Annotated in this window: 2 protein-coding genes; both read left to right on the forward strand. The window is 61.7% G+C overall.

Annotated features, from left to right (window positions below):
* Window positions 1-774, forward strand: a 774-nt coding sequence (locus CFR71_RS15690) for a DotH/IcmK family type IV secretion protein (protein ID WP_110532235.1), incomplete at its 5' end; no start/stop codon positions are given.
* Window positions 774-1,681, forward strand: a 908-nt coding sequence (locus CFR71_RS15695) for a type IV secretion protein DotG (protein ID WP_110532237.1), incomplete at its 3' end; no start/stop codon positions are given. The genes CFR71_RS15690 and CFR71_RS15695, both read left to right, overlap by 1 nt.

Below are 1,681 nucleotides of genomic sequence, written 5' to 3' on the forward strand. Positions count from 1 at the left end.
GTGCGTCGTGCCACGGAGCAGGTCGGCACGGAATTCGCGACCCCTAATGCGCGCCCGGCGATCCGTGTCTCCTTTGCGCCTGGTCAGCAGACAAGCCTGATCTTTACGACAAAAGGCTATCCGACCGCATTGTCCTTCGTGGACAGCACGGGACAGCCCTGGCCGATCGCATGGAATACATCTGGCAATTCCGCCAACCCGGACGGCAGCACGAACTGTGCTTCCGGCAAAAGCGGCGCATCAGCCGGGAATCCTGCGGTTGAGACAACAGGTTTCTATACCTGCGTCCCCTTCAAGGGTTCCAATACCATCAATATCGAACCGATGTCGCTCCAGCCCAGAGGTGGACTGCTCGTAACGCTTCAGAACGCGCCAAAGCCGGTCTCCTTCCTGTTGATCGCGGGGCGTGGATCCTACGATGACAACCTGACCGTTCGCATGTCCGAGGGAGGACCCAATGCCCGGGAGCCGGTCGACAGCCGCCCCGGAGTGCCTGCGACAGGCGAGCCCTACATGAACGCCATGCTAAGCGGCATCCCACCAGCGTCAGCCATTCCGCTGGCCGTCGAGGGTATTTCACCCGATGACGTGCGCGCATGGCGGATTGGAAACGAGGTCTATCTTCGCACGCGCCTTCACCTCATGACGCCTTCATCGGACAGCATGGAGCACGGTGAAGGGGGATACACGCTCTATGCCTTCCATGAGTCTCCCGTTGTCCTTCTCTCCGACGCGGGACGGACGGTCTCGGCCCATATCAGGGACGCACAGTGATGAAACCCAGATTCAACCAGCTGTTCAGTGATGCGTCGCGGGGCGGAAACCGGCGTCTGCTCGCAATCCTTGGGAGTATCGGCACCGTTCTTGGCGTCACGCTACTCATCTCCACCATCCACCGTAAGGAGCTTCCACGCTCGGACCCCGGCAGGCCGCCTGCCGCCAACCCCCTGCCCGGCGGCCTGAATTCCAATCCGCGTCAGCAGGAACTCCGCGAAGATCAGATCCGCGACGAGGCTGGTCGGGCACAGACTGCGGGACAGTCGTATTCACCTGATATTGCGCCGGGCACGCTCGCCCATCCCGACGACAAGCCTCCCCCGCCCGCAGTCGCCCAGGAGGTCGGGGCGGACGCCAACCCGGCGATGGCCAGGGCCGCCGCGGCGCCAGCCCCGCACGCACCTGAGGTCGTGCCAAGCGTTCCCGTCGTACCCGTGCAGACGGATGCAGCCTTCCGCGCCGCCTTGCCACGTGACCCGCAGCTCCAGAAAGACGCCATCACCGCATACAGACATGCGATCATGGATCTCGCGGGCCGTCTTGATGGACGCTTTCCGGTCACAAATGTCCTGTATGAAAAGACGGAAACCGGAAGGGAGCAGACAAAAAAACCGGTGGTCTCCCCTTCAATAACTTCGGCGGCGACAGCAAATTCCCAGACGGCCCTCTCCCGCGTCCTTGTTCCTGCCGGGCGGGGGATTTACGCCCATACGGTTTCAGCAACCAACAGCGATCTCGGGGGAGAAATCATCCTGGAAGCTGATTCAGGTCCACTCGCTGGCGACAGGATGAAAGCATCCGTCAGAAGGGCCGGGGGACATCTGAACAGGCTGGTTGTCCGCGTTGATCAGGTCTTCCATAAGAATGATCCGACCCCGATCCAGGTCGAAGGTATGGTGGTTGC

This window comes from Novacetimonas pomaceti, assembly GCF_003207955.1.
Lineage (GTDB): Bacteria > Pseudomonadota > Alphaproteobacteria > Acetobacterales > Acetobacteraceae > Novacetimonas > Novacetimonas pomaceti.